This is a genomic window from Dactylosporangium sp. NPDC005555 (assembly GCF_040605635.1).
In the GTDB taxonomy this organism is placed as follows: Bacteria; Actinomycetota; Actinomycetes; order Mycobacteriales; family Micromonosporaceae; genus Dactylosporangium.
Genome location: NZ_JBEXDG010000065.1, coordinates 1 through 21,228 on the forward strand (window position 1 = coordinate 1; position 21,228 = coordinate 21,228).

Consider the following 21,228-nt stretch of genomic DNA (forward strand, 5'->3'; position numbering starts at 1 on the left):
CTACGACTGCAACGGCCAGGCCAACCAACGCTTCAGCCTCAACTGACCCGCCATGTCGCCGGTGGTCGAACGGCCACCGGCGGCATCTTCAACGGTAACGACCATGACTACGTCACCGCGGCCGACCGGTACGGCTTCATCATCGTGCGAACGACCCTATTGATTGGCAGCGCTTGATCAACCATGGGTAGAGGCGTTAGATCTTCGGGGATGAGTAGCGTTGGCGTCCAGTTGTCTGTGCTGCGATCTTGCTGGTAGCCGTCCGAGTCGGGCGCCGGTCCATCGATCACGCTCTGACGATAGCTGGCAAACGGTCTGTGAACCATCCGGAATTTGCGGTGCGTGCTTGATGAGTAACGCCGAGTTTTTGTTTACTCTGGTGGAGACTCTCGGCCACGTCGCACAGCCTCGGCCGTGGTTTGGTCGGCCGGCCCGGGCAGTCCTTGTCACTCTGCGCGGCATTGCAACGCTAGCGAACGACGGCACCTGACGTCCCGGCCGCGATCGCGAACTGGAACGAGACCCGCTGTTCACTGTCAGAAGCCTCGCCGGAGTACAGCACGACCGGGTCGAATCAAGGGCTCGGCCCCGCCAGCGTCGGACCAGTGTCCGCCGGTGATGCGGAGGTCGCCTGCTGCAGGGCGGACTGGCCGCGACGGTCGTCGGCGCCACGGACGGGTAGAGCCCTGCCGGAAGGTGCCGGCTGGCCCGGTGCAGGTGACCGCTTGGAGTCGTTGCAGCTCGTCGCAGACGATGGGCCATGCGCGGCCGGTGATGGCCTCGGTGATTCGGATGAGCAGCAGGGCCAGCCAACACAGGACTACGTAGGCCCGGATGCGGTCATCCTTGCGGTGGGCACAGTGTTCTATGTGATCACCGGGGTGCTGCACGCCGCACCGTACTGGCGTCCACGCAGACGTACGACGCAGCGGTCGCCGGTGGGGTGTCCGGTGTGTGGTGAGCTGACCGGACGCGTGCATGCGTATCACCGTCGGCGGCTTGCCGCGCTGCCGGTTGCGGGGCGTGGTGTCGTGGTCGAGGTGCGGGTCCGGCGGTTGCGGTGTCTGACGGCGGACTGCCCGCAGCAGACGTTCCGAGAGCAGGTGCCCGAGCTGACGACCCGGTGGGCGCGGCGGACCCGGCAGTTGACCGCGCTGGTCGGTGATCTCGCGGTCGTGGTGGCAGGGCGGGCCGGTGCGGCGGTGCTGCACCGTCTTGGCATGCGGATCTCGCGGTGCACCGTGCTGCGTGTGCTGCTCGGTACGCCGGTGCCCGAGGTGCCGGTTCCCGCGGTGCTGAGCGGGGGTGTCTCAGTTGGTGAGGTTGTGGCCTCGGGCATGATCTTCTGTTGTGATGGATGTTGTCGAGGACATGATCCAGACCTGGGCGCCGGATGACCTGTGGCAGGTGGCGCAGCCGTTGATTCCTGTTGCTGCGAAACGGCCTCAGGGCGGCGGGAAGCGCCGGGCGGACGACCGGGCGGTCTTCGCAGCGATCGCGTACATGGTGCAGGCCGGGTGTTCGTGGCGGAAGCTGCCCGCGGTGTTCTTCTGGGTGTCCCGTCCGACGGTGCACCGCCGGTTCACCGAGTGGACCCGGCACGGGTTGTGGGAGCAGATCCACCACGAGTTGCTGCACCGGTTGCAGGTGGCGGGTGGGATCGACTGGTCGCGGGCGATCGTGGACTCGATCAGTGTCCGGGCGTTGAAAAGTCAGGGCAGCCGCACCGCCTGGCCGGTGCGGGCCGAGAGTTCCGCTGCCTCGAGCATCGCTGTCGTGGCCAGCCCCTCGGCACCGTTCACCAATGGCGGGCGGCCGTCCCGGGCTGCCCCGATCAGGTCCGTCAGTTCGGCTGCGTAGGCCGCCAGGCGCGGCCCGCTGACCGGATCGAGCGGGTCGAACGCCGCCTGCTCGAAGACGACCGAGAAGCCCTCCCCCTTGCCGAGGCGCACCGCCCCGTATGCGTCGCAGTCGATCATGCCCTCGGTACCGACCAGCTGGAACTGAAGCCCGGAACCCAGGCCGGGCGCGGGGATGTCGTAGCTCATCCACAGCTGTGCCATCGCGCCGCCCTTGAAGTGGTACGTGGCCATCGCGCTGCGCAGCGGCGGGTCCGCGGCTCCGTACTGTTCGAAGAGGGCGAACGCGAGGTCGGGTTCGTCGCCGACGAACCAGCGCACCAGATCGCAGGCGTGCGCGCCCCACGAGGCGTAGGTGGTCTGCTGGGCGGGATCGAGCTTCCACTGGTCCTGGGTCTTGCTGGTGTCCCAGAAACCCGTTTCGGGCCCGATCGCCCGCACCATCGTGACCCGCCCGATCGCACCGTCGTCGAGGAGCCGCTTGGCGAACACGGGTGCGTCGCGGAACCGGTGCTGCGACACGACGGCGAGTTGCACTCCGGCCACCTCGGCGGCGGCGTTCATCCGGGCGCATTCGGCCGCGTTCTGCGCCATCGGCTTCTCGATCAGGATGTGCTTGCCCGCCCGAGCCGCGGCGACGGCTTGAAGCTCGTGGCCGGCCGGTGGCGTCGTCAGGATGACGACCTCGACCGCAGGATCGGCGAGGAGGCTTTCGAACGAGTCGTGCAGTGGGCAGCCGTAGTCCGCGGCCAGTGCCGGCGCACGCCGGCCACCGGCGACACCGACCAGATCCGCCTGCGGCACGTGGTTGGCCGCCACCTCCGACCAGGTGCGTCCCATGAAGCCGGAGCCGAGCACACCGACGCCGGTCCTGCGCTCATGACGACCAGCCTCGCCGCTGCGCTCCGGGCCGGTCATACCATCACCTCCGCTACGCTCCGGCGCCGGCCTGACCCGAAGCCTGCACCCACGATGACCAGCTCCTCGCTCCGCTGCGGGCCGGTCATGATGCCTCCCCGAGCCGACCGTGCCGGTCGAGCAGGTCGATGATGCGGGCCGCCGAGAGGGTGTGCATGTCGGCGAACGCCTCCACCGATGTCGCGCCGACGTGCTGGGTCAGTACCACATTCGTGAGCCCGGACAGCGGGTCCGGCACCGGCGGCGGTTCCACCTCCCGGACGTCAAGGCCCGCGCCGCGCAGCCGGCCGGCCTTCAGGGCGGCGGCCAGGGCCGCCTCGTCGATGAGCCCGCCCCGGGCCACGTTCACCACCACCGCGTCCGGCCGCAGGCGTCCGATCGCCGCGGCGTCGAGCACGTGGCGCGAGTCCGCGGTCAGCGCGGCGCACAGCACGACCGCGTCGCTTTCGTCGAGGAGTTCGTTCAACGGTACGAGCGGGAAGGGCGCCTCGGTGCGGTACGGATCGTGGGCCACGACCGTCATGCCGAGTCCGTGTGCCTTCTCGGCGACGCGGGTGCCGATACGACCCAGGCCGATCACCCCGATGCGCTGACCGCGCACCCGTCGCATCGTGTAGAACTCCGGCAGTTCACGGACCTCCCATTGACCGGCCGCGGCTGCGCTCGCCATCGGCAGCAGTGCCCGCTGCACCGCCATCAGCAGTGCGATGGCCTGGTCGGAGACCTCCTCGGTGCAGTAGTCGGGCACGTTCGTGACCTCGATGCCGAGTTCTGCCGCGCGTGCGGTGTCCACGCCGTCCATGCCGACGCTGTAACAGAGGATGCCGCAGCATCGTGTCATCAGGTCTAGCTCTTCGCGGGGCAGCCGGCCCGACGCGACGACGATGTCGGCTGCCGGCAGCGCCTTGCGGGCGGCGGCCAGGTCGGCCGGTAGCACCAGGTCGACGCCACGGGCCGCCAGCGTGTCCCGTTCGACGTCGTAGCTCCACCGCAGGGTGGTGATGGGGTCGTAGACAACAACGGTGGGAGCGCCCATGTCTCTCCTAGGATACGGCGGCAGTTTCAGTAGTTGAATTCAGCGTTTTACTCGATAAAATCAGCCGACTACACCGATGTCAAGGAGGCCCCCCGTGCTCGTCACCGCCGCCGAGGTGCTGCACGTGCGGGCACCGCTCACCGTCGCGGCCGGTCCGGCTGGCGTGTTCAACGAGACCGCACTGTCCCAGTACCGCATCGCATAAGCCGCACCTCAGGAGGCAACCATGCAGAAGGAACCGATCGTCCCTGCCGGCGGCGCACCGCCGGCAGGGCCCTACTCACCCGGAATCCGGGCCGGCAACCTGCTCTTCGTCTCGGGCCAAGGCCCCTTCGACGCCGACGGCAAGCTCATCGGCGACACCTTCCAGATCCAGGCACGCGCCACCTTCGCCAACATCGAACGCATCATCACGGCCGCCGGCGGGAATCTCTCCGGCATCCTGCGCATCGGTGCCTACCTGCACACCCTGGACGACTTCGCGGAGTTCAACGACATCATGCGCGACGTACTACCCACCCCGCATCCAGCGCGTACGACGATCCCCGTGCCACTGCCCGGATTCCTGATCGAGATCGACGCGGTCGTGCTCCTCCCCGACCCCGCCTGACGACCGGGGCCGGCGCTCCACGGTGAGGTCACCGTGGAGCGCCGGGACGCTCAGTAGGACAGCCAGCCACCGTCGACGAGAATGCTCGCGCCGGTGACGAAGCCGGCCTCGACCGAGCAGAGATAGGCCACCATCGAGGCCACGTCGTCCGGATGGCCGCGGCGGCCCAGCGGCGTGTGCCGCTCCCACCACCGCTGCGGCTCGGACAGCTCCGGCGGAGGCGCCGGGGTGCCGGCGTGCTCGTCGAGCGCGATGTCACCCGGCGCGATGTGGACCGCTCGGATGTTGTGCGGCGCCAACTCGAACGCCAGCCCCCGGGTCAGCCCCAGCATCCCCGCCTTGGTCGTTGTGTAGGCGGTCGCGTGATGCTGGGCCGCATACGCGGCGACCGAGCCGATGTTGACGATCACGCCCGGCGTGCCGCTCGCCACCATGAACCGGGCGGCCTCGCGGGAACACCGGAACGCAGCGGTGAGATTCACGCCGACGACGCGGTCCAGCCACTCGTCATCGCAGTCGAGCAGCGGCCGCGACGCACCCGGCCCGGTCACCGCCGCGTTGTTCACCAGGATGTCGATGCCGCCGAAGCGCTCGACACAGCGCGCGACGAGCGCCCCGCAGGACGCCGCGTCGGCAAGGTCGGCCACCGCGACGTCGAGACTGCGATGGGGCGCGGCGAGCCGGCTCACCGCCGCGGCCGCGGTCTGCGGGGTTCGCTGACCGACGAGGACGTGCGCGCCCTCATCGGCGAGGCGGGCCGAGATCGCCGCGCCGATCCCGCTCCCGCCGCCGGTCACCAGGGCGACCCGCCCGGCCAACCCGGCGGCACCGGTCACTGCCACGGCACCTCCTCGGCGTCGGGCCCGAGCATGACGATGCCGATGCCGGGCTCGACCTCGGCCCGCCGCCGCAGCATCATCACCGTTCCGTCGTGCGGGGCCGAGATCTCCTCGGCCGGCAACCCGTCCCCGTCGAGAATCTCCGCCACCAGGTCGCCGCGCCTGACTTGGTCGCCGGCTCGGACCGCGGTGACACACCAGCCGGACACCGATGCGGAGACCGACGAGTCGACATCGCCGTCACCGCCGCGCAGGATCCGTTGCGGCCCCGATCCCGCCGGCACGTCCCCGCCGGCGAGCATGCCGAGCCGGCCGAGCACCCGCAGCACGCCGTCGCGGTAGCCGAGCAGCTCCGAGCGGCGCAGCGATCCGCCGCCGCCGCCCTCGACGTAGATGGACGGCACGCCGTAGGACGAGGCCGTGGTCAGGCTGCGCCCCGGATTGAGTTGGTCGTGCGCCCAGACCAGCGGCGCGCCGAACGCGTGCGCCGCCGGTCGGCCGGTCGGATCGCTGAAGCCGGCGAAGAACGGCATCGCGTAGTTGCGTCCCGCCGAGTGCAGATCGATGAGCAGGTCCGCGTCGCGGATGACGCGCTGCGCCAGGGCGTCCGCGATCCGTTCGGTGACCGTGCCGTCGGCGCGGCCGGGGAAGGCACGGGCCAGGTTGCCGTCGTCGATGGGGCTGGTCCGGGTGCCCGCCTCGTGGGCCGGCGGGTTCGCGACCGCCACCGCGAGGATCCGCCCGCACCATTGCGGCGGGTCGGCGCCGAGGTGCGCCACGATCGCCCGCACTGCGGCGATACCCTCCAGCTCGTCGCCGTGCACCCCGCCCAGCAGGGCCACGGTCGGGCCGGCGGAGGAGCCCACCAGTTCCCGGATCACGACCGTAGCCTCGCCGACGTCGATCCGGTGTGTCGTCACGGCCGCCCGATCTCGGCCGCCGCCAACGTTTCCCGCACGTGGGCTCGCATGCCGTCGTCGACCTGCACGAACGGGAGCGCGGTCGTCGAATGTGCGATGACCCCCTGCTGCACCAGGGCCTCCTTTAACGACGCGATGACCGAGGCGCTGAAACTGCCGCCCGGCATCGGATGCTGGTAGAGCTTGAAGAAGGCCACGATGCGGCCCTGCATCTCGGCCGCGCCCTTCCAGTCCCCGGCCGTCGCGCGCGCGGCGAGTTCGACGTGCCACGGCGCGAAGACGTTGGCCAGGCCCGGCACGGCGCCGTGGAACCCGCCCAGCAGCAGCCCGTCGATCGCGAACTCGCTGCCCGTGTAGCGGCGGAACCCCTCGATGTCCGCCGTCGCCTCGGCCAGCATCCGCTGGGCCTCCACGTTGCCCGAGGAGTCTTTCACCCCCGCCACAACTCCCTCGCCGGCGAGCTCGCGCATCAGGTCCGGCTCCAGCACCACGGTGACCCGGCTGGGAATGTTGTAGGCGAGGACCGGCACCGAGCCCGCGGCCCCGGCCACGGCGCGGAAGTGCCCGCCGAGCTCGGCGGCGGAGTGCGGGAAGACGAACGTCGGCGGCACCAGCAGCGAGTCTGCGCCCAGCTGCGCGTACACCTTCGCGTCGGCGACCGCCTCGCGGGTGCCGAGCGCCGGCACGCCGATCATGAGGTGGGTCCGCTCGTCGACCCGGGCCACGGCGCGGGCAGCGACCTCGAGCCGTTCGTCACGGGAGAGCGCGCCGTTCTCGCCGCACGAGCCGAGCACGAGCAGCCCGGTCACTCCCTGTCCGATGAGGTGGTCGACGAGCGCGTCGAGCGACTCGAGGTCCGGGGCACCTGACGGCAGCATGGGGGTGACCATCGGCACGATCACGCCGGCGATCGGTGGGGGTACCGGGACACGAAGTGATGTCATGGAGACCTTCCTAGTGAGCGGTAGGCGACATTCCGGGACTGATGAGCGATCCGGGGAAGTGACAGGCAACCTGGCGGTCCGATGCGATCGGCGACAACGGTGGCGGGCTCGTGGCGCAGATGTCCTGTGCCACGGGACAGCGGGGCTGGAACGGGCAGCCGGGTGGCGCGTCCAGGGGCGAGGGTGGTTCGCCGGCCAGCACGATCCGGTCCGCCGCACCCGGGGCCAGATCCACCCGGGGAAGCGCGGACAGCAGCGCCACCGAGTACGGATGCAGGGGCTGCTCGAAGAAACGTTCCCACGGCGCCAGCTCCACCAGACGCCCCAGGTACATCACGGCGATGCGGGTGGCGAGCTCCCGGACCGCGACCAGGTCGTGCGAGACGAACAGGTAGGCGAGGCCGTGCTCGCGCTGCAGGTCCCGCAGCAACGCGATGACGTGCGTCTGGATCGACACGTCGAGCGAGGCGGTCGGCTCGTCGAGCACGATCAGCTCGGGACGGGCGGCGAGCGCACGGGCGATCGCGACCCGCTGCGCCTGGCCACCGGAGAGCTCATGTGGATACCGCTCGGCCAGGGCCTGACCCAGTCGCACCTCGTCGAGCAGTTCGGCCACCCGCCGGCGGCGCTGATCCCGGGGCATGCCGAGATTGACCAGCGGCTCCGCGACCGCGTCGCCGACCCGTTGACGCGGGTTGAGTGAGCCGTGCGGGTCCTGGAAGACCGCCTGCATGCGCTGCTGGCGCCGCACGCCGCCGCGCGGGTCGGCCGGATTGTCGCCGGCGACCCTGACGGTGCCCGACGTAGGCGGGTGCAGGCCCAGCACAAGGTGCGCCAGGGTGGACTTGCCGGAGCCGGACTCGCCCACGAGCGCCACCGTTTCGCCGGCCCATACGTCGAGGTCGACACCGGCCAACGCGTGCAGCTTCCTGCGGCGTACCCGGTAGACCTTGGTCGCCGCACGAACGACTACGAGCGGTTCGCCGACCACCGGTTGCTTCACGGGCTGGTCCGGCGGCACCCGCGCGGGAGACGGTGCCGGGTCGTCAGCGCCTCCGTTGCGGGGCGCCTGCCCGACCGCGTCGTGGTTGAAGCAGGCGACCCGGTGCCCGCCACCGATCGACAACAGCTCGGGCATGCTCTGCGCACAGGCGTCGAGCCGGTAGGTGCACCGCGGCTCGAACGGGCAGCCGGGCGGTGGATCGGCGAGGTCCACCGCGCTGCCCGCAATGCTTGCGACCTCTCCCCGCCGCAGTGTGATACGCGGGGTCGCATCGCGCAGCGCGGCCGCATACGGATGGCGCGGCCGGGCGAAGAAGTCCGGCGCCGGGCTGTCCTCGACGATCCGGCCGCCATACATGACGACGACCCGGGTGCAGAGCTGGCGGATCAGGCCGAGGTTGTGCGAGACGATGACCAGCCCCATGTCGGCCTGCGGGCCCGGCGCCCCGATGGTGGCGAAGAGTTCCATGATCTGCGCCTGGATGGTGACGTCCAGCGCCGTGGTCGGCTCGTCCGCGATCACCAGCAGCGGGTTGTTCGACAGCCCCAGCGCGATCAGGCCGCGCTGCCGCATACCACCGGAGAGCTCGTGCGGACGCCGCGCGAGTTGGCTCAGCGGCGCCGGCATGCCCACCGACCGCAGCGCCTGGACGGCCCGATCCCGGCGGCGCCCGCGGTCGGTCTCGCCGTGCGCGCGCAGCCCTTCGGAAAGGTGGTCGCCGAGGGTACGCAGCGGGTCGAACGAGGTGAGCGGGTCCTGGAACACCATGCCGGCCTTGCTGCCGCGCAGCCCGCGCATCCGCTCCTCCGGCAGGTCCGACAGCTCTGTGCCGTCGATCGTGATCGAACCGGACTCCTGTTTCGACCACGGCGGCAGGAGCCGCATCAGTGCCAGCGCCAGCGTCGTCTTACCCGAGCCGGACTCACCGACGATGCCGACGCGCTCGCCGGACGCCACGTCGAAGGAGGCGCCCGCGACGGCCCGCACGTCGTCATAGACGATGGTCAGGTCGCGGACTGAGAGCAGGCTCATCGCGGCCGCCTGCTGGACACGTCGACCCGGAGCGCGGCGCCGAGCCCTTCGCCGACGAAGTTGATGCCGAGCACGGTCAGCATCAGCATCAGCGCGGGCGCGAGCGCGGCCACCGGGGCGGTGTAGATCGCCCGGACCCCTTCGGTGAGCATCACACCCCAGTCCGCTTCAGGCGGCTGTACACCGATGCCGAGGAAACTCAAGGCCGAGAGCACCACGATCCCGTTCCCCATTCCGATTACCAACAGGACGATCAGCACGTCAGCAACGTTGGGCAGCACGTGCACGCGCAGCATCCGCGGCAGCGAGGTGTTGCTGACGCGAGCCGCCTGGATGAACGCCGCGCTGCGCAGTGGCAGGACCGACCCACGCATGACCCTGGCGTAGGACGGCAACGCCGCGATCGAAACCGCGAGCACCGCGCTCGTCACGCTCGGGCCCAGGATCGCCACCACGACGATCGCGGTGAGCAGCGTCGGGAACGACAGCAGCACGTCCACCACACGCATCACGACGGTGTCGAACGTGCGGCCGATGAAGCCGGACGCGATGCCGAGCAGGCTGCCGGCGACCGCGCCCAGGCCGACCGCGAGCAGGCCGGCCGGGATGGACAGCACGCCGGCGTGCAGGAGCCGGGCAAGGATGTCGCGTCCGAGGTTGTCGGTGCCGAGCGGATAGGTCGCGGACGGACCGGCGTAGGCATCCAGTGGATGCGTGCGGGTCGGTGACGCACCGTAGACCAAGGGACCCACTATGGTGACGACCGCCACGATCAGGAGCAGCACCAGACCCACCCGGGTCAGTCGCTGGGACAGGAACCGGCGAGCCGCGCTGGATCTGGTCGTCATGTCAGGCCGATCCGGGGGTCGATGATGCGATAGACCACATCGATGAGCAGGTTGACGGCGAGGATCAACAAGGCCACGACGAGGACCTCCCCCTGCACGGCCGGCAGGTCCCGCCGGCCGATCGAGTCGAAGATCGTGGTGCCGAGTCCCGGCCAGGAGAAGATGTTCTCCACGATGAGGGCGCCCGCCAGCAGCCGTCCGAACTCCACCGAGAGCAGCGTGACCACCGGGATGGACGCGTTGGGCAGCACGTTGCGGGTGAGCAGCCGCCGCTGGGGCACGCCGACGGCACGCAGCGTCCGCACGAAGGGCCGGCCCACCGCGTCCAGCACGCTCGCCCGCACGACCCGTGCCTGGACGCCGGCGAGCGGAATGCCCAGCGCCAGCGCGGGCAGCACGATCGAGGTCCAGGATTCCGCGCCGGCCACCGGGAAGATCTGCAGATATACCGCGAACACCGTGGCAAGCACCGTGGCGAGCAGGAAGTCGGGTGTGGCCACCAACATCGTGGTCACGGCGGTGAAGCTCAGCCCCGTGCGGCGCCGTTTCGCGTCGCGCAGCGCGCTGGCGATGCCGAGCGGCAGCGAGAACAGCAGGCCGACGAGAACGCCGGCTGCCGTCAGCATCAGCGTGTTGGGCAGGCGCTCGGCGACGATGTCGGCCACCGGCTGCCGGGTGATGAACGAGGTGCCCAGATCGCCGTGCAGGACGTTCTCCAGGTAGGTGAAGAACTGGACCAGTAGCGGTTCGTTGAGTCCAAGCTGTTCCCGCAGTTCCTCGGCGACCTGTGGATCCAGATTGGTGCCCGCGATGACCTGCACCGGGTCGCCCGGCACGAGTCGGATCATCGCGAACGTGATCACGAGCACCGCCAGCGCGGCGGGAACTGTCACCAGCACCCGCCGCGCGACGAATCGTACGAAGCTCACTCGGCCGGCACCAGGTCGTTGATCTTCAGGATGCCGTCCGGCTGCATGCCGATCCCGCCGACTGTCTTCGCCGAGAACACGACGCTCTTCGGCTGGTAGAGCACCAGGGCCGTATGGTCGGCCGCCATGAGATGCTGCGCGCGGGACACGAGCGCGTTGCGCTTGGCCGCGTCGACCTCGGTGATCGCCTGCTCCAGCGCGGCGTCCACATCCGGGTTGCAGTTGAACGTCAGGTTGGTGCCCTGCGGCACCTGCGCCGATGGGATGTTGGCGCAAGCGAAGAGGATCCGCATCGACCCTGCCGGGTCCAGGATGCCGTAGCGGCCGATGTAGATGGACTGGTCACCCTTGCGTCGGGTCTGGGTGACCGTGGCGAACTCCTCGGTCTTGATCTGTGCCTTGATGCCCACCTGGGCCAGCTGATCCTGGACGAGCTGGTCGATCGCGGGCCACGGGTCGTCGCTCGCGGACAGGATGGACAGCGTCAGCGGCTTGCCGTCCTTCTGCATGACGCCGTCGGCACCGGCGGTGTAACCGGCCGCCGCAAGCAGCGACTTGGCCTGGGCCTGGCCATACTTGGTCACCGCGCTCTCGACGGTCTTGTCGTAGCCGGGGACGATGGTCGGCACCGTGCTCCAGTTGGTCTCGGCATAGCCGCTGGCCACGGCCTGGATGAGCGCGTCACGGTCGATCGCCGCCGAGATCGCCTTGCGGACGTTGAGGTCCGGCACGCTCTTCGCGTTGATCCATAGGGCGGTCTCGCTGACCCCGGCGAAGGAAGCGTTGTTGAGGTTCGACGCGGAGGCGAGACGCTTGGCGTCGGGCCCGGTCAGCTGGGCCACCTGCACCGCCCCGGTGGTCAGCAGGTTCGCCCGGGTGCTGGCGTTGGTCACGTACTGGAAGATGATCCGCGCGTACTTCGGGGCGCCTTTGTTCGTCAGATCGGGACGGATCGTCGTGTAGTCGTTGTTCCGCTCGACCTCGAGGCGGTCACCTTTGACGTAACTGACGAACTTGTAGGGTCCGGTTCCCACGGGCTTGGCGTCGAGCGTGCCGGCACTCGCCGCGGTCGGCGACGGGATGCTGAGATCCGCGTTGGTGAGGTTGATCAATGCCGCGCCCACGGGCGTCTTCCAGGTCACCTTTACGGTGCTGTCGTCGATGACCTGGCTGTTGTCGTACGGGCCGAGAACGCTCTTGGAGTTGGTCGCCTTGGTGGCCGGGTCGACGACCCGGTCCAGCGCGGCCTTGACCGCCGCGGCGTTGAACGGGGTGCCGTCGTGGAACTTGACTCCGGTGCGGAGCTTGAACGTGATCGACGGGCCCTCGACGGTCCAGGACTCGGCCAGGCCGGCGCCGATCGTACCGTCGGCGTTGGCCACCACGAGCGTGTCGTAGATGGCGGCCATCTCGTCACTGAGGTATTGGATGTTCTTGGCTGGGTCCAGGGTCGGCTGCTCGGCGCCCTCGGCGATGTGCAGCGTCCCGCCGCCGGCCGAGCCGTCGGTATCCGCCGAACCGCACGCTGCGGCGGCGGTGATCATGAGGAGCAGGGCACCACCGGCGACCAGCCGGGAGTAAATTCCCCTGCGGCGTGTAGACATTTGGACTGTCCCCACTTCGACGAAGCCGCCCGCCGCCAGGCGGGACGCGATCTTCTGTCGCGTGACTGAGTATTAGCGCGGCCACAAAGTCATGTCAACGGCTGAAACGATCGTTCCGATAATGTTCGGTACGCGCTGCTGGTGCAGCGTATTCGGCGGACCGACCTGTTTTGACAGGTGAAACAAATCGACTAACATAAGGCGCCGGCACGGGTCCCACCAGGGGTACCATCGCTCGTGCGGCCTCACACTCGCACCGCGCCACCATCCCCAGTGTCACGAGACAGGACAGACCGATGAAGCAGACGGCCGAGTCCGCCGCCAGCTACCCGATCCGGGCAGTCGAGCGCGTCTGCGACATTCTTGACGTGCTGCAGCGCTCCCGCGACGGTGCGTCACTCTCGGATGTCGCCGAGGTGACGGCACTGCCGAAGAGTTCCGCCTATCGCTACCTGTCGGCCCTCGAGGCCCGCCGCTACGTCGAGCGCGATCAGGCCAACAGCCTGTATCGGCTCGGCCTGGCCTTCCGCCCGCAGCACACCCGGCAGGTCGACGCGCTCGTCAACCTGGCCAGGCCACACCTGGAGAAGCTGCGCGACCGGCTCGGCGAGACCACAAACCTGGGCGTGCTGGACGGAGCACACATCGTGCACGCCCTCGTGGTGGAGAGCAACGAGATGATGCGGCTCGCGGCGCGCGTCGGCGAGCGGGGCAGCATCCACGCCACCGCGCTGGGCAAGGCGATCGCGGCCGAACTGCCCGATGACCGGGTGCGCGCCATCCTCTCGGCCGAGCAGATGATCCAGTACACCGACAGCACGATCGTCTCCGTCGAGGGATACCTGGCCGAGCTCAATCGCGTCCGGCGCGAGGGATATGGGCTCGACGACTGCGAGAACCAGCCCGACGGCCGCTGCGTGGCGGTCGTGCTGGAGAGCATCCCGTTCCTGTGCGGCATCAGTGTGAGCGCGCCGGCCCGCCGACTGACCTCCGACAAGGTCGAGACGGTTGCCCGCGCGCTGCGCCGCACCGCGATGCAGCTCGTGCGCGACTACCACGCCAGCGCCTGAAGCGCGCTTTCCACAAGCATTCCACCATCGGCACAGCCCACCCCACGCGCAGTGTTGACCACCCGGCGCAGCGGCGGCTACCGTCGTGTCAGTTTCAACTGTCGGTCTGCGAAATCCACTAGGCAGAACGCGGACGACACGACGGGCACCGGAAGGGAAGCCGAGTGGTGTCAAAAGCCTCGAGGGTCAAGTCAGCGGCGTACTGGCCGCGAGCGAGCCGTCATCTTCCGGGCGGGGTCAACTCCAACGTGCGGCTGTCCGCGCCGCCGGTCTTCTTCAGCCGCGCCAAGGGCGCGTGGATGTGGGACGTGGACGGCAACGACTACGTCGACTACCTGCTCGGGCAAGGGCCGAGCTTCCTGGGCCACGCCAACGCCACAGTGAACCAGGCGGTCCACGACGCCTGCGGGGACGGCATGCTCTACGGCAACTCACACGTGCTGGAGGTCGAGGCCGCGGAGCGGATCTGCTCGGCGCTCGGCTGGGCCGAGATGGTCCGGCTCGGCCTGACCGGCACCGAGTCGGTCCAGGCGGCCCTCCGGCTGGCGCGTGCGGCGACCGGACGCCGGCGGTTCATCCGGTTCGAGGGCCATTACCACGGCTGGCTCGACAACGTGCTCGTCGACGCCGCCGGCACCGGTCCCGCCAGCGTCGGCCAGGTCGGTGCGCACCTCGCCGACTCGGTGGTGCTGCCGTGGAACGACGCGGAGGCCGTCGCGGCCGCGCTGGCCGAGCACCATGGCCAGATCGCCGCGCTCATCATGGAACCCATCATGGTCAACGCCGGCACGATCGAGCCGCGACCCGGCTATCTGCAGCGCATCCGCGAACTGTGCACCGAGCACGGCGTGGTGCTCATCTTCGACGAGGTGATCAGCGGCTTCCGGGTCGCCCTCGGCGGTGCGGCGGCCCGGTACGGCGTCACACCCGACCTCGCCACCTACGGCAAGGCCATGGCGGGCGGCTGGCCGGTCGCGGCCTTGGCCGGCCACGCTCACCTGATGGAACGCTTCGGCACCGGCGAGGTCAACCACTCGGGCACCTTCAACGGCTCCGTGATGGCCGCCGCGGCAGTGGTCGCCACCATCGACCTGCTCACCTCGGACCCGCCATACGAGCGCATCGCCGAGCACGGCACGGCGTTGATGGCCGGTCTCCTCGAACTGGCCGACAAGCACCAGGTGCCGCTGCGGGTGCAAGGCGTCCCGATGGCGTTCCACGCCTCGTTCGGCCCTCGGGAACCGGTCACCGACCACCGCGAACTGCGCAACCTCGACCTTGCCCGGTACGCCCGCTTCGCCGAGGTGCTGGCGGGATACGGGGTCTGGGTCGCCGGGCGAGGGATCTGGTACGTCTCAGCGGCCCACGGCCCGCGTGAGCTCGCCACGACGCTCGAGCGCGTGGACGATGCGCTGAACGAATCAGACGCGTAGGGAGTTCGGGCACATGCGGGTCGGCATTCTCGGTCTCTGGCACGAAACCAACACCTACGCCACGCACCAGGCCACCCTCGCGGACTTCGCCGACTTCGAACTCGCGCAGGGGCACGAGGTCCTCGAGCAGAATGTGGGCACCGGATCGGTCATCGGCGGCTTCGCCGACTCGCCCGAGCACGAACTGGTGCCGATCTTCTCGGCCGGCGCCTGGCCGTGCGGCCCGGCCGATCGGGTCACCATCGAGGCCCTCCTCGAGCGCGCCGGCCGGGCCCTGCGCGCGGCCGGCCCGCTCGACGGGCTGCTCGTCAACCTGCACGGAGCGATGGTCGCCGACGGCTACCCCGACACCGAGACGGCGCTGCTGTCGGTGGTCCGGGAGACCGTCGGGTCCGTGCCGCTGGCGGCGGTGCTCGACCTGCACGCCAACCCGTCACCCGAGCTGGTCGAATCATGCGAGGTACTCGTCAGCTACGACACCTACCCGCACGTGGACATGCGCGAACGGGGCCGCGAGGCGGCCCGGCTGCTCGGCGACGTGTTCGCCGGGCGGCGGTTGCGCACGGCCGTCGGCAAGCTCCCACTGCTGGTCTGCCCGTTGGCTCAGGCGACCGACGCCGAGCCGATGCGCTCGCTGCAGCGACGGGCCGCGGCCCGGGCCCGCGCCGCGGGACTGGTGCGGATCTGCATCCCGGCCGGCTTCGCCTACAGCGACGTCGACCGGGTCGGCATGAGCGTGCTCGCCATCCACGACGAAAGCGACGAGGCGGCCGCGCGCGACGTCATCGCCGAGACCCTCGCCGACATCACCGAACAGACCGACGCCTTCATGGTGGCTCGCGACGACGCCGCCACGGCCGTGCGCCGGGCGATCGCCAGCGCGGCCCGCCCGGTCGTCCTCGCCGACGTCGCCGACAACATCGGCGGCGGCAGCCCGGGCGACGGGACCGCACTGCTCGCCGAACTGCTGGCCCAGCACGCACAGGACGCCGTGGTGACCGTGGCCGACGCGCGGGTCGCCCGCCTGGCAGCGGACCTCGGCACCGGCGCGGAGATCGAGGCGCTGGTCGGCGGGAAGACCGACCGCCGGCACGGCGACCCGGTGCGCGTGCGCGGACGGGTCGTCACCCTCACCGACGGCCGCTACCGCACCCAGGGCAGCTGGATGACCGGACGCGAGTTCAGCATGGGCACCACCGCGGTGCTGCGCGTCGAGGGCATCACCCTCGTGGTGACCGAGAGGCCGACGCCGCCGTTCCACGCCGAGCAGCTCTCCTCCGTCGGGGTGGACGCCCGCTCCGCCAAGATCATCGTCGCGAAGGGCGCCATCGCCTGGCGGGCCGCGTTCGGTGACATCGCCGCCGAGGTCATCGAGGTTGCCACGCCCGGCGCCTGCCCGATCGACGTCGCCTCACTTCCCCGCAGCACAACGCCGATGACCCTCCCACCGACGACCTTCGCAGCCCGGCCCGGCGTGAAGCCATGAGCGGTCCGGAGCAAGGTGGAGGGCCCATGAACGGTCCGGAGCGCGGCGGAGGGCCCACTCATGGCGGGTTCGGCCGGTTCTGGCTGGAATGCCGCGCCTGTGGCAGGTCCCGGGAAGCCGGCTCCCTGCGCTACCGCTGCGCCGACTGCGGCGGAGAACTGGTCGTGCGCTACGCCGCCGCCCCCGACGGCTGGCAGGACCCGGCGCGGCGCGGGGTCTGGCGCTACCGGGACCGGCTACCACTGCACGACCCGGCGAACATCGTGAGTCTGGGCGAGGGTGCCACGCCGCTGGTGGAGCTGACCGGTGCCGTGCCCGGCATCGCCTCCGTGCAGGTCAAGTGCGAGCATCTGAACCCGACCGGCTCCTTCAAGGACCGCATCGCTTCGGTCGCCCTCTCCATCGTGCGCGAACGCCGGCTCGCCGGCTGTGTCGGCACCTCCTCCGGTAACGGCGGCGCGGCCGCCGCCGCCTACGCGAGCCGGGCCGGCGTGCCGGCGGCGCTGTTCGCGCTCGCCGACACCGCCGCGCCCAAGCTGCGCCAGATCCGAGCGCTCGGCGGGCGGGTCCATCTCGTCGACGGCCTCGGCCACGACGCCGCAGCCACCGACTCGGCGGCCACCACCATTGCCGCGATCGCCGCCGACCGGGACCTGATGCCACTGTTGACCGGCGGCCGGTTCTCCCCCGAGGCGATGGAGGGTGCGACCACGATCGCGTACGAGATCGCCGAGGACGCTCCGGCCACGACCGTGGTGTATGCGCCGGTCGGCGGCGGCGGGCTGCTCTCCGCGATCGGCCGTGGCTTCACCGCTGGCGGGTTGATCGCCAACGGTGCCCGCCCCCGGGTCGTCGGTGTGCAGCCGGCTGGTTGCCCGACGCTGCGCCCGGCGTTGGCCGGTGACCTCACCGGGCTTCGGGGCCCATGCACCACCACCGTCTCCGGGCTGCAGGTCGCCGTCCTCTTCGACGGCGTCGGCGCGGTCGACGCGGTGCGCGAGTCCGGCGGGCACCTGACCGAGGTCACCGACGAGGAGATCCTCGATGCGCAGCGCATCCTCGCCCGCCGGCACGGCATCCTGGTCGAACCGGCCGGCGCGACCGCGTTCGCGGGGCTGCTCGCCGACGCGGCGGCGGGCCGGCTCGACCCCTCCGACCGGGCGGTGATCGTCGCGACCGGGGCCGGCTACAAGGACGCCGGCGCCCTCGCCCGGCTCGCCGGCGACGACCCGGTGCCCAGGATCACCGCCGACCAGATCACCGCCGCGATGGACATCCTCCGCTAATGGAAGGCCGGATCGCCTTGTCTGCACCGCGCTCGATCAACAGCCTCTACGACCTCACCGGTCGCGTCGCGATCGTGACCGGCGGAGCCGGCCTCTACGGCCGCCACATGTGCTACGCACTGGCCGAGGCCGGTGCGCACGTGGTGGTCACCTCCCGCGACCTCACCGCGTGCGAGGCGGCCGCCACCGCCCTCCGCCGGGACGGTCACGAGGCCAGCGCGCACCGGCTCGACCAGGCCGACGAGGCGTCCATCGTGGAGCTCCGCGATGCTGTCGTGGCGTCGCTGGGCCGCATCGACGTCCTGGTGAACGGCTCGGTGCACCGCCAGGGCAGCGACCCCGACCGCACCACCGCCGCGGACTGGACCGCCACCAGCGAGGTGAACTCCACCGGGCTCTTCCTGATCACGAAACACGTCGGCGAGCAGATGATGGCCCAACGTTCGGGCAGCATCGTCAACATCGGCTCGATCTACGGTGTGGTCGGGCCCACCTTCGACGTCTACGCAGGCACCGAGATGACCTCGCCTGCCTTCTACGCGTTCGACAAGGGTGGCATGGTGAACCTCACCCGGTACCTCGCGTGCTTCTACGCGCCCTACGGCGTGCGGGTGAACTGCCTTTCGCCGGGCGGGTTGGCGACCCCGGAGCAGCCGGCGGCATTCGTCACCGCCTACGCCGAACGCACGCCGCTGGGTCGACTGGCCGGACCCGACGACATCAAGGGCCCGGTGGTCTTCCTGGCCTCGGACGCCTCCGGCTATGTGACCGGTGTGAACCTCATGGTCGACGGCGGCTGGACCGCCCACTGACCGGAGTATGGGACCAGGCCCGCGTGCCGCGCGTCTGGAAGCGTGGCGCGGACCCCTTGTGGTGTCCACAAGGGGTCGAGCCGAAGTTGACCTGCCCGAGTGGCTTGCGCTAACGGACGATGCGCTCGGTGGAGTCGAGGTCGAAGAGGTGGACGCGGCCGGGCTTGATCACCGCGGTGACGCGGTCGCCCAGTGCGACCGGGTCCTCGGGTGGCACCCGGGCGACGACCGTCGCTCCGCCGACCTCGAGTTCCACGAACGTGTCCGACCCGACCGGCTCCAGCAGGGCGACCTGCGCGTCGAAGGACAACCCACCCGGTGCGCCCAGCGACACGTCCTCGGCCCGCAGGCCGGCCGCGACCCGCGGCCACTCGCCGTCGCGCAGCCCGATGGACGCGGCGGTGCCGAGTTCGAGGCGGACGTCCGGCGCCGTGAACACGACCCCGGCGGCGTGCCGTTCCAGGCTTCCCTCGATGAGGCTCATCCTCGGCTTGCCGAGGAAGGTCGCCACGTACATGTCCCGCGGTTTGCCGTAGACCTCGTGCTGGGTGCCGTACTGGACCAGCTTGCCGTCGCGCATCACCGCGATCAGGTCGGAGAGGGTCATCGCCTCCTCCTGGTCGTGGGTGACGAAGACGCTGGTGGTGCCGAGCGTCTGGTGGAGATGCTTCACCTCGGTCCGCATGCGTGCGCGCAGGGCCGCATCGAGATTGCTGAACGGCTCGTCAAGCAGGAAGACCGCGGGCTTCTTCACCATCGCCCGCCCCAGCGCCACCCGCTGCTGCTGGCCGCCGGAGAGCTGCCCGGGCCGGCGGTCCAGCAGGTGCTCGATGGCGAGCAGTTCTGCCGTGTGCCGGACCCGGGACTGGATCTCCGGCTTCGGACGGCGCTGGAGCCGCAGCCCGAAGGCGATGTTGTCGAAGACGGACATGTGCGGGTACAGCGCGTAGTTCTGAAACACGATCGCCATGCCACGCTCGTTCGGGGGCACCCTGGTGATGTCACGCTCGCCCATGTGGATCGAGCCGCCGTCAGCTTGGTCCAGGCCGGCGATCAGGTTCAGGGTTGTGGTCTTGCCACACCCGGACGGGCCGAGCAGTGTGATGAACTTGCCCGCCGGCAATTCCAGCGACAGGTCGTTCACCGCCGTCACCTTGCCGTAGCGACGGTAGATCGATTCCAGCCGTAGCGACATACCCGCCATGTCCAACTCCTCCGAGAAACAACGAACGCCGGAAGCTATGAGCCAGGCAACCTACGAGCCGAGTTGGGCGATCATCAGCTTCTTGACCGCCTTGATCGTCTCTTCGTGGGCCTGGTCGGGCGTCCACGTGCCCTTCGACAGGTTGGTCAGGCCCAGCAGGAACGGCGCGTTCCATTTGAACGGGGCGTTGCCCGGCCAGGCCAGCTGCGCCGATGCCTGCTCGGCCAGCGTCGCCGCGAGCGGGAAGCCCGCGACCACCTCCGGGTCCTTGCTGACCGACAGGCGGCTCGACGGCAGCACCTGACCGGCCTTGCCGAGCACCATCTGCTTCTGAAACTCCGGCCCGGTGGTGTACTTGACGAAGCTCAGCGCGGCGTCGCGGTTACGGGTGAACTTATTGATGCCCAGGCCCTCGGCCACGATGACGCTGCCGCTCGTGCCGGCCGTGATGCCCGGCATCACGCTGACGCCGACCTCAGCCTTGGTGATGACCGACTTCTTGTCCGGGTCGGTGCTGCCGGCCGTGCTGCCGAAGCCGGTGGTCGCGGCCTGGCTGGCGGCCAGGTTCTGGTTGAACAGCAACGAGGTGTCCTGGTCGCCCACCGCGTTGGCGCCCGCCAGCCCGAAGAACTTCGACTGGAAGCCGCGGCTGATCGCCTGCCAGGCGGCGAGGCCCTTGTCGTTGTCAAAGAGCAGCTGGCTCTTGTCGTCGCTGAACAGCTGCCCCTTGGTGGAGTTGAAGAACGCGATCCAGAACGGGACGCCGTTGTTGTTCCACGGGATCACGCAGGGCTCGCGGTTGCCCACCGTCAGCTTGGGCGCGTACCCGTACAGGTCGTCCCACGTCCCCGGGATCTTCTCCGGCAGTGCCGCCGCGGACCAGTCGGTCTTGTTGTAGAAGAAGAGCAGCATATCGGCGAAGAGTGGTGCGGCGAGCAGCGCACCGCCCTTGGTGAGCTGACCGAGCGCGGCCGGAACGTAGTCGCCGGTGTCGCCGAGCATGTCCTTGAGCGGAAGGTAGAGCTTGTCGCCGAAGTTGGAGATGAAGTCGACGCCGCCGTACAGCACGTCGTAGCTCGCGTCCTTGGAGACGATCCACGAGGCGTAGCTGGTGGCCCGTTCCGCGAAGGGAATCACCTGGGCGTTGACCTTGGCGCCGGTGACCTGGCCCCATTGCTTGCCGGCCTCCGTGCATGCCTGCACGCTGGATGGGTTGCAAGCGACGTTGATCGTGACCCCGGGGAACTTCCCGTCGCCCTGGCTCGTCGCGGTGGGTGCCGGGTCGTCGTCGGTGCAGGCAGAGAGGATCGGCGCGGCCGCCGCGACGGCGAAGGCGCTTCGCAGCAGCGTACGCCGGGAGGTACCGTGGGATGCAGATTGGTTCATGAGTTGTGC

General features: G+C 69.9%; 18 protein-coding genes and 1 pseudogene. 8 read left to right on the plus strand and 11 right to left on the minus strand.

All coding sequences use genetic code 11. The features are described from left to right. The first annotated feature begins 725 nt into the window (after window positions 1-725). Together ABZS58_RS42660 and ABZS58_RS42665 are read left to right on the plus strand one after the other, a co-directional pair. On the plus strand, window positions 726-1,397 hold the full coding sequence (locus tag ABZS58_RS42660) for a transposase family protein (protein WP_354789690.1): 672 nt from the start codon (window positions 726-728) through the stop codon (window positions 1,395-1,397). After that, window positions 1,372-1,563 (plus strand): annotated as a pseudogene (locus ABZS58_RS42665) (transposase); the annotation flags it as partial. The gene ABZS58_RS42660 and the pseudogene ABZS58_RS42665, both read left to right, overlap by 26 nt. Window positions 1,564-1,712: 149 nt before the next feature. Here the strand turns inward: ABZS58_RS42665 and ABZS58_RS42670 are convergent. Then, the gene (locus ABZS58_RS42670) at window positions 1,713-2,777 is read right to left on the minus strand and encodes a Gfo/Idh/MocA family oxidoreductase (RefSeq protein WP_354789691.1); all 1,065 of its coding nucleotides are present in this window, start codon (window positions 2,775-2,777) and stop codon (window positions 1,713-1,715) included. Between the two features lie 85 nt (window positions 2,778-2,862). After that, entirely contained in the window at window positions 2,863-3,813 is a 951-nt protein-coding gene (locus tag ABZS58_RS42675; RefSeq protein ID WP_354789692.1) for an NAD(P)-dependent oxidoreductase, read from the minus strand. A gap of 226 nt (window positions 3,814-4,039) precedes the next feature. Between ABZS58_RS42675 and ABZS58_RS42680 the strand changes: the two genes are divergently transcribed. Next, window positions 4,040-4,423 carry a RidA family protein gene (locus ABZS58_RS42680; RefSeq protein ID WP_327010582.1) on the plus strand — a complete coding sequence of 128 codons (384 nt, stop codon included), beginning with the start codon at window positions 4,040-4,042 and terminating at the stop codon, window positions 4,421-4,423. A gap of 50 nt (window positions 4,424-4,473) precedes the next feature. Here ABZS58_RS42680 and ABZS58_RS42685 read toward each other — a convergent pair whose 3' ends face one another. From ABZS58_RS42685 to ABZS58_RS42715, 7 genes are read right to left on the minus strand one after another with little or no spacing between them, the layout of a single operon-like run. After that, window positions 4,474-5,265, minus strand: coding sequence for an SDR family oxidoreductase (locus tag ABZS58_RS42685; protein ID WP_354789693.1), 792 nt, complete (start codon window positions 5,263-5,265; stop codon window positions 4,474-4,476). Then, window positions 5,256-6,182, minus strand: coding sequence for a M14 family metallopeptidase (locus ABZS58_RS42690; RefSeq protein ID WP_354789694.1), 927 nt, complete (start codon window positions 6,180-6,182; stop codon window positions 5,256-5,258). Before ABZS58_RS42690 ends, ABZS58_RS42685 begins: the two co-directional genes overlap by 10 nt. Next, a complete protein-coding gene (locus ABZS58_RS42695) occupies window positions 6,179-7,126 on the minus strand; it encodes a dihydrodipicolinate synthase family protein (protein WP_354789696.1) in 948 nt (315 codons plus the stop codon). Before ABZS58_RS42695 ends, ABZS58_RS42690 begins: the two co-directional genes overlap by 4 nt. Before the next feature lie 10 nt (window positions 7,127-7,136). Continuing rightward, window positions 7,137-9,161, minus strand: a complete 2,025-nt coding sequence (locus ABZS58_RS42700) for an ABC transporter ATP-binding protein (protein WP_354789698.1) — start codon at window positions 9,159-9,161, stop codon at window positions 7,137-7,139. Further along, the gene (locus ABZS58_RS42705; protein WP_354789700.1) at window positions 9,158-10,009 is read right to left on the minus strand and encodes an ABC transporter permease; all 852 of its coding nucleotides are present in this window, start codon (window positions 10,007-10,009) and stop codon (window positions 9,158-9,160) included. Before ABZS58_RS42705 ends, ABZS58_RS42700 begins: the two co-directional genes overlap by 4 nt. Next, window positions 10,006-10,938 (minus strand): ABC transporter permease, encoded by a 933-nt coding sequence (locus ABZS58_RS42710; protein ID WP_354789701.1) that lies wholly within the window; start codon window positions 10,936-10,938, stop codon window positions 10,006-10,008. The genes ABZS58_RS42705 and ABZS58_RS42710 overlap by 4 nt, the downstream gene beginning before the upstream one ends. Next, window positions 10,935-12,542, minus strand: a complete 1,608-nt coding sequence (locus ABZS58_RS42715; protein WP_354789703.1) for an ABC transporter substrate-binding protein — start codon at window positions 12,540-12,542, stop codon at window positions 10,935-10,937. Before ABZS58_RS42715 ends, ABZS58_RS42710 begins: the two co-directional genes overlap by 4 nt. Window positions 12,543-12,838: 296 nt before the next feature. Here ABZS58_RS42715 and ABZS58_RS42720 point away from each other — a divergent pair, with 296 nt between their 5' ends. The 5 genes from ABZS58_RS42720 to ABZS58_RS42740 all read left to right on the plus strand — a co-directional run bounded on the left by ABZS58_RS42720 (window position 12,839) and on the right by ABZS58_RS42740 (window position 18,629). Beyond that, window positions 12,839-13,612 (plus strand): IclR family transcriptional regulator, encoded by a 774-nt coding sequence (locus ABZS58_RS42720; RefSeq protein WP_354789705.1) that lies wholly within the window; start codon window positions 12,839-12,841, stop codon window positions 13,610-13,612. Window positions 13,613-13,776: 164 nt separating this feature from the next. Continuing rightward, window positions 13,777-15,045: an aminotransferase class III-fold pyridoxal phosphate-dependent enzyme gene (locus tag ABZS58_RS42725; protein ID WP_354789706.1), complete on the plus strand. Its 1,269-nt coding sequence runs from the start codon at window positions 13,777-13,779 to the stop codon at window positions 15,043-15,045. Window positions 15,046-15,058: 13 nt separating this feature from the next. Further along, entirely contained in the window at window positions 15,059-16,531 is a 1,473-nt protein-coding gene (locus ABZS58_RS42730; RefSeq protein ID WP_354789708.1) for a M81 family metallopeptidase, read from the plus strand. 26 nt (window positions 16,532-16,557) lie between these two features. Then, window positions 16,558-17,817 carry a pyridoxal-phosphate dependent enzyme gene (locus ABZS58_RS42735; RefSeq protein ID WP_354789710.1) on the plus strand — a complete coding sequence of 420 codons (1,260 nt, stop codon included), beginning with the start codon at window positions 16,558-16,560 and terminating at the stop codon, window positions 17,815-17,817. 17 nt (window positions 17,818-17,834) lie between these two features. Beyond that, entirely contained in the window at window positions 17,835-18,629 is a 795-nt protein-coding gene (locus ABZS58_RS42740) for an SDR family oxidoreductase (RefSeq protein ID WP_354789711.1), read from the plus strand. A gap of 109 nt (window positions 18,630-18,738) precedes the next feature. Here ABZS58_RS42740 and ABZS58_RS42745 read toward each other — a convergent pair whose 3' ends face one another. Further along, complete coding sequence (locus ABZS58_RS42745) at window positions 18,739-19,833, minus strand: ABC transporter ATP-binding protein (protein ID WP_354789713.1); 1,095 nt, start codon at window positions 19,831-19,833, stop codon at window positions 18,739-18,741. Between the two features lie 51 nt (window positions 19,834-19,884). Further along, complete coding sequence (locus ABZS58_RS42750; protein ID WP_354789715.1) at window positions 19,885-21,219, minus strand: extracellular solute-binding protein; 1,335 nt, start codon at window positions 21,217-21,219, stop codon at window positions 19,885-19,887. Window positions 21,220-21,228: the final 9 nt, after the last annotated feature.

Coding starts and splice junctions, on each gene's coding strand:
- ABZS58_RS42735 (WP_354789710.1), top strand. CDS start 16,558: ATGAACGGTCCGGAGCGCGGCGGAGGGCCCACTCATGGCGGGTTCGGC.
- ABZS58_RS42695 (WP_354789696.1), bottom strand. CDS start 7,126: ATGACATCACTTCGTGTCCCGGTACCCCCACCGATCGCCGGCGTGATC.
- ABZS58_RS42730 (WP_354789708.1), top strand. CDS start 15,059: ATGCGGGTCGGCATTCTCGGTCTCTGGCACGAAACCAACACCTACGCC.
- ABZS58_RS42720 (WP_354789705.1), top strand. CDS start 12,839: ATGAAGCAGACGGCCGAGTCCGCCGCCAGCTACCCGATCCGGGCAGTC.
- ABZS58_RS42745 (WP_354789713.1), bottom strand. CDS start 19,833: ATGGCGGGTATGTCGCTACGGCTGGAATCGATCTACCGTCGCTACGGC.
- ABZS58_RS42680 (WP_327010582.1), top strand. CDS start 4,040: ATGCAGAAGGAACCGATCGTCCCTGCCGGCGGCGCACCGCCGGCAGGG.
- ABZS58_RS42705 (WP_354789700.1), bottom strand. CDS start 10,009: ATGACGACCAGATCCAGCGCGGCTCGCCGGTTCCTGTCCCAGCGACTG.
- ABZS58_RS42750 (WP_354789715.1), bottom strand. CDS start 21,219: ATGAACCAATCTGCATCCCACGGTACCTCCCGGCGTACGCTGCTGCGA.
- ABZS58_RS42700 (WP_354789698.1), bottom strand. CDS start 9,161: ATGAGCCTGCTCTCAGTCCGCGACCTGACCATCGTCTATGACGACGTG.
- ABZS58_RS42715 (WP_354789703.1), bottom strand. CDS start 12,542: ATGTCTACACGCCGCAGGGGAATTTACTCCCGGCTGGTCGCCGGTGGT.
- ABZS58_RS42670 (WP_354789691.1), bottom strand. CDS start 2,777: ATGACCGGCCCGGAGCGCAGCGGCGAGGCTGGTCGTCATGAGCGCAGG.
- ABZS58_RS42675 (WP_354789692.1), bottom strand. CDS start 3,813: ATGGGCGCTCCCACCGTTGTTGTCTACGACCCCATCACCACCCTGCGG.